Source organism: Candidatus Cloacimonadota bacterium (assembly GCA_028706475.1).
GTDB lineage: Bacteria > Cloacimonadota > Cloacimonadia > Cloacimonadales > Cloacimonadaceae > UBA5456.
In genome coordinates this window covers 1-6,451 of record JAQWBI010000067.1, presented here as the reverse complement: position 1 = coordinate 6,451, position 6,451 = coordinate 1, and the positions used below count along the sequence as shown (strand labels likewise).

Below are 6,451 nucleotides of genomic sequence, written 5' to 3'. Positions count from 1 at the left end.
GTGATTACAACGGCAAATCTGTATTACCATGAACCCGATTTTGAAGCGAATGTGGCAAATCTGAAAAATGAAATACCTGGACATCTGCAATGGCTAACATCATATCTTTAATTGCTATTATAGACATAAGAACTCGATTTTTTGGGGGAATGCCTTCACCTTATTGGGCTGTCCTAAAAACCTAATCCACTACACTTCTCTGCTCTCAAATACAGATATCCGGCTTTTTCCATCATTAGTATCCTGGTAGAAAAGCAGTAGAAATGAAATTTATATTGACAAAAGGAAATAAATTAATTTGAATGCAGTATAAATGGATAAAGAAAAGCGAGCAGTATCAGTTCATGGAGTTAAGCTTTTGCGAGCTTTACTATATGAGATCGACACATAAGTACAATGTAGCCTTGCTCATAGGAGATACGATGAGACACACACTTACGATCTTTTTCTGCCTGCTGGTAGCGGTGTTAACCGGCGCCAACCTTTACAACGTTCCCTCTTCAGTTACCCAACCGGACGGCTCCGAATTGCATCTGCTGGCCAGTGGAGATGAGTATGCCAACCGCTTGCACGATTCGCTGGGCTATACCATAATCCAAAGCCCCGACGACGGTTATTACTACTATGCGGAGCTTCGGGACGGCGAACCAGTTCCCTCAGTTCATCGGGCAGATTCCTCCGATCCCCGTAGCTTGGGTCTTACACCTGGAATAAAAGTATCCAGGGAAACATACTATGCCCGGAAGCAGGCCATGAATGCCCACAACCGCAAGGGAAACCGCGGTCCTAATACCGGCACAGTGAACAATCTGGTAGTGTATATCCGCTTTTCGGATCAGACGGAATTTGAGCAACCACGTTCGTTCTTCGACGCCAAATTCAATGAAGAAGGCGAAGATGCTTACTCCCTGCGTAATTATTTCCAACAGGTCAGCTATAACCAACTCAACTATGTTTCACACCATTATCCCACTTGCGAACCGCAGACGAACCTTTCCTATCAGGATAGTCATCCGCGCTCTTATTATATGCCCTACCATAGCTTAACCTGTCCCGATGGATTCCATAATGATATACAACGTACCGAGCGCGAGCATACATTGCTGGCAAACGCCATATCCTACATTGCATCGCAGGTGCCGCCCTTTTTGAATATTGATGCAGATAACGATGGTAAAGTGGACAACGTCTGCTTCATTATCCGTGGACCACACACTGCCTGGGCAGAATTGCTGTGGGCGCATCGCTGGGTTCTGTATAACTCTGATGCATTTATACATGGTAAGCAAGTGTGGGATTATACATTTCAAACTGAGGATCATAACGATGTGTGTACGCTTTGCCATGAGATGTTCCATAGCGTGGGAGCTCCCGATCTCTATCACTACGAACACGACGGTTTGGCTCCTGCTGGTTGTTGGGACATCATGGAAAGCGGATATTGTCACATGGGGATGTATATGAAATACCGCTATGGAGGGTGGATAGACTCAATTCCCGAACTTGCTATGGATTACACTGCTACGTTGAATCCAGTAACTTCTCCAACAAACAATTGCTTTAAGGTGAATATAGCAAACAGCAGTGAATTTCTGGTACTGGAGTATCGAAAGAAAGGCAGCGACATCTTCGAAGCGGAACTGCCTGGTTCCGGATTGTTGATATACCGGATCAATCCTACCCTAGATGGAAATTCTGAAGGACCACCGGATGAAGTATTTATCTTTCGTCCCAATGGCAGTAACATAGACAACGGCCTACTCGCTGAAGCTACATTCTCCCTGGAAGAGTATCGTACAGAGTTCAATGAATATACCAATCCCCAAGCTTGCTTCAGTGACGGCTCCCCGATGGGCGTAAATATAATGGATATCGGTTGCGCGGCTGAAACGATCAGTTTCAGAAGAGCCATTACCGGAGAAGTAGCCCCTCCTGCCATCCATTCTCTATTGCCAGCAGCAGGATCATTTGTGCCAAATAGCAGCTTTCAGGTGAGTGCTGAAGCTGTTCCCAGCACAGACATCCTCGAAAGAGTGGAATTCTATTTGGACGGTGTATTTCAGGGGCAGGTATTTTCGGCGCCATATAGCATGCTCTTTATGGGAGAAGATATTACTCCCGGAGCTCATGAGATCAGCGTTAAAGCCTGGAGTACCAGCGGAGTTTACAGCACAAAAGGCAACCAAATAACGATTATCGATCCTGGGGAACCGAATTGGTTCGATTGGGTAACGGAGAATCCCGAATGGGAAGCTTGGGGACGTGGTGTAATCCCCATCAAAGTGGCTGTGGAGATGGACTTGGGCGATCAGGAATACCGTGTTAATGCTCTGCGCTTTCAGATGGTTCCAGATCCTTGGGGTGAACCAGATCTTCCCGGATTGGTGGAAGCCAGCGTACATCGCTTTGCCGATGGTGCAATCACCGATGAGGTGATTTTGGATCTAGGATACTTCTTTAATTTTGACTATACACCGGATTTTACATACGCCGTGCACGATACAACCTCCATCTCCGGTCATATTGCAGTGATAATTGATCTGTATGAATATCAAAACATAGTCTTCGACAACAACGCTATCAGTGGTCATACCTGGATTACAGAGACGGGACGTCCCTGGACCGACGCTCTGGGTCGCGGTATAATTGGCGCGGCAGACATCCGTCTGCTGTTGCAAGATCCAACCTCTGGAATGGGACACATTGCTGTACCTTCGGCTGGACTGAACCTGAGCATCTACCCTAATCCTTTTTGCGCAAGTACCGAAATAAAATACAACTTGAAGGACAGTGCAGCTCACAAGATCAGTATTTACAACCTGAAGGGGCAATTGGTACGCACTTTGGTGCAGGATAAAGGCCGCTCCGGGATGCTGACCGCGATATGGGACGGTAAAGACGACAAAGGGCGGAATGCAGCGTCCGGAATATACTTCTGCCATTTAAGCAGTGGCAAGCAGAGCGCAACCCAAAGGATGGTTTTGATAAAGTAATGGGGATGAAAACATAGAGAATGTTATTACACATAGAAGACGCAGATCACACGGAATTATGCAGATTATTGTGTTTTTTTATTTGCTGAATCTGCATCCACACTGTATCGTAGCATTCCGATGCTACGCCTCCTACCTAATACCCCCTATACACCTCAAAAACTTCCTGAGTACTTCCCAAACCACGCTCAGGATGTCTTTGGGATACTCTGTGACTGCATAGTCCGGGTACAGTATGCTAGTTGTGTATTGAGGCTTTATGTGTAAGGACTTCAATGTGTTACCCACATATTGCACTTCAGAAGCCATTGGTGTCGTTAGCTCCGATTTGCCATAGAATTCGCAAGATTCATCTTAAAAAAAGTTTTGCTACTTCTGCCAATCCGGAGATTGGCATCATTTTTCCGAACTACATGAATCCCAGATAATCATGGTGTCGCCCATAAAGGGCTCTATGCGTGTTGTGGTATTCTTTTCGAGGGGCTTCGCTTCGCTGCGCACCCTCGCTATGATCAGTTTCGCCCCTGACGGGGCTCCCTCCTTGCGAAATCTTCGCTGTTTCCCTCAATGGTTTGAGTGTTTTACCAATCCTGAAGCTGAGATTGTTCCTGATGTTAAACCCAACATGTTGACATGATGTCCACATGCTGGAGGTAACGCGCGCCAATGCTATAAGCATATCACCTTGTAAAACAGAGCGTTTATCCTCCTATCCGGTCTTTAATAGAATTTTGTCCCAGTGCTGTCCACTGTATAGCATATGAAGGGATAAAACTCCCAAAGTTCTTTGAAGCGTATAGAGTGTTGATTGTGTAATGATACAGTGAATGAGAATACAAAGCGGATAACTGTACAGACGCTATTCCGGCTCCTTAATCGGCGCTAGGGCGAGCTCCGGTACCAGTACAGGCGGACGCTGTTCCGTCTCTCGTTACCATGAGAAAAAAGCATTTTGCTGTTACCTGAATCTCAGATTAGTTGGCAGATGCTAACTGCATATTGTGCAGCAAGATCAAAACCAAGCATCGAGCCAAGAAAGGTTCTATAGTGGATGGCAATGGGGCAGGGATAGAAAAATGAGTGAATACCAAAATGGAAAATGTATTGACAAAAGTACAGAATAGCACGGAATTGTTCAATGAAGAAAGAAAACGATAACTTGGCAATAATCAGCGACTCTGAGATCACGCTGCTCAACGAGCTTGTGAATACTCTGATAGACCTGGCCAATGAAGATGCAGAAAAAGCCCTGCAGCAAATGCTGTATTTGGTGGAAAACCGCAGTTTCAGCAAGCAAAAACGACTCTATGCTGATGTGATGAATAAGATTGGTGAATTCCATGGGCGTAATGGTAGAATAGAGCAGGCTACAGAAGTTTACAATCGCATGCTTGAGTATGTCCGTCAGGGAAAAATGAAAAAAATGGAGTTTATAGCACTGTCCAATCTCTCTCTATGCAAAGCTTATTCTGGCAAATATCTGGAAGCTATAGAGACCTGGAAACTACTCCTGATCAAAAACATAGATGCAGAGGAACGATTCCACTTGCTGAACAACATCAGTGCAGCATATGGCTATATAGGAGAAAACAGTCTTGCATTAAAGTATGCCTTCGCTGCCCTGCACATTGCAGAAACTCACAATTTAGAGGAATTTAAGATTTCTCCTCTGATAAACATCGGTACGGCTTTTGAAAGGGATCTGATGCACCAAAAAGCTTTGGATTATTGGCTTGTTGCGCTAGATTTGGCAAAGCGCGCTAATTCTTTGCAAAACACTTTTAATATATTGAGTAACATTTCTCTGGCTTACAATGCTTTGGGAAATAAAGAATTAGCCCTACAATATGCCTTTGAGAGCCTGGAACTAAGAAGAAAAAGTGCTTTTCAGAAAGAGGTGGCAGCCCCTTTGAACAACATCGGCTATATCTACGAAACTAATGGTGATCCGGATGCTGCACTGGAGTATTACGAAAAAGCCCTGAAAGTGTATCGGCAGAGCACTGATACTATGGCGATGGCAAATTGCATGGCCAATTTCGGTTCAATATACCAGATGAAAGGGGATTATGAAACTGCGCGCAAATATCTTGAGGAAGCTTTGGAAACAGTTGCGCTCACAGATTCGCAAACTGTCACCATTCGAGTGATGAACATGCTGGCAGATGTCTACACCAAACAGGGGGATTTTGAGAAGGGGTATTTGTTCATGCGGCAAATCCGGGAGAAAGAATACGATCTGAATGAAAATCTGAAAAAGAATAGTGTCAGTGTAAATGAGGCTAATTATTATAAACAAAAGATAGAGATTCAAGCAGATGCCTATAAGCAGCAAAATAAAGAACTGCGAAAAAAGAACAAGATCATCCAGCAAGCTGGCAAGGAATTGCAAGACAAGAATGCTGTTTTGAGTCACACTGTGGAGGTCTTGAATTGGCTGGTTTCGGTGATCAGTCACGATGTACGCGCTCCATTGGGAAACTTCAATCGGGTATTGGGTATGATTTTGGACGGCAGCATCCCAGAAGAAGGGCATGCTGAGATCTTGGCAAACTTGAAGACAAGCGGAGAAAACGTTTATAAGATGGTTAATGAAATGCTGGATGGAATCCGTTTACAACGCCGTAAACTGGATTTTAACGTGGATCTTGTACAGCAGGATTTGGTACCGATCCTGATGTCCATCTTTGCCATCTATTTGCCTATTGCCATGCAAAAAAGAATCGATCTCACATATGAATTTGCATCCGAAAAAATTGAGGCCATCTTCGACGCCGACCTGATCAAGATAGTGGTGCGGAATATATTGAACAATGCCTTGAAGTTTACGGAAGAGAGAGGATCAGTAAATATCTCGGTGGCTTCTGAGGGAGACAAGGTGCGATTGTGTGTGTCGGACACAGGCAAGGGGATGGATTGTAAAACCCTGCAAGCTTTACATGCAGGCTTGGTTCTCTCAAGCAGTGATGGAGATATTAAGGATGGCATAGGCTTGGGTCTGTCTTTATGCCGTAATGCACTGAACCGGATGAATGCCACGATGGAGATCGAAAGCAGCCCCGGAAAAGGTAGCCGGGTGAGCATTCTATTACCCCTGAAGTCCACATAACCCTAGGAGGGAGGGAAATTGTCCGGTCTCAACCGGCCAAACTCTGGAAAAGGATCAGTGATTGTGAGAATATTAATATCTGCAGATGGCTTATAGCGGGCAACTTGCATCATTATATAAAGAAAAGGCGGTTTCGTGCCGCCCTACCATCACAATGATTACTTCTTGTTACTCAAGGCAGAGTGTTTGCTGTAACCCTACCACCTAAATCATAGCTATTAGTAAAGACCGTTGCACATAGAAGTGGACAAAAAGTATAGATAAATAATACTTGACAAATCAGATGCGTAGGTTATATTGTCTCTATAACAACACAGGAGCTAAACATGGAAAAGCAAACCATAACCTT

The 6,451-nt window shown here is 44.6% G+C and carries 2 protein-coding genes; both read left to right on the top strand.

What is annotated here, in order from left to right; all coding sequences use genetic code 11:
- Window positions 1-422: 422 nt before the first annotated feature.
- Entirely contained in the window at window positions 423-2,993 is a 2,571-nt protein-coding gene (locus PHF32_08320; protein ID MDD4560721.1) for a M6 family metalloprotease domain-containing protein, read from the top strand.
- Between the two features lie 1,138 nt (window positions 2,994-4,131).
- Window positions 4,132-6,102 (top strand): tetratricopeptide repeat-containing sensor histidine kinase, encoded by a 1,971-nt coding sequence (locus tag PHF32_08315; protein MDD4560720.1) that lies wholly within the window; start codon window positions 4,132-4,134, stop codon window positions 6,100-6,102.
- The last annotated feature ends 349 nt before the right edge of the window (window positions 6,103-6,451 follow it).

Coding starts and splice junctions, on each gene's coding strand:
- PHF32_08320 (MDD4560721.1), top strand. CDS start 423: ATGAGACACACACTTACGATCTTTTTCTGCCTGCTGGTAGCGGTGTTA.
- PHF32_08315 (MDD4560720.1), top strand. CDS start 4,132: ATGAAGAAAGAAAACGATAACTTGGCAATAATCAGCGACTCTGAGATC.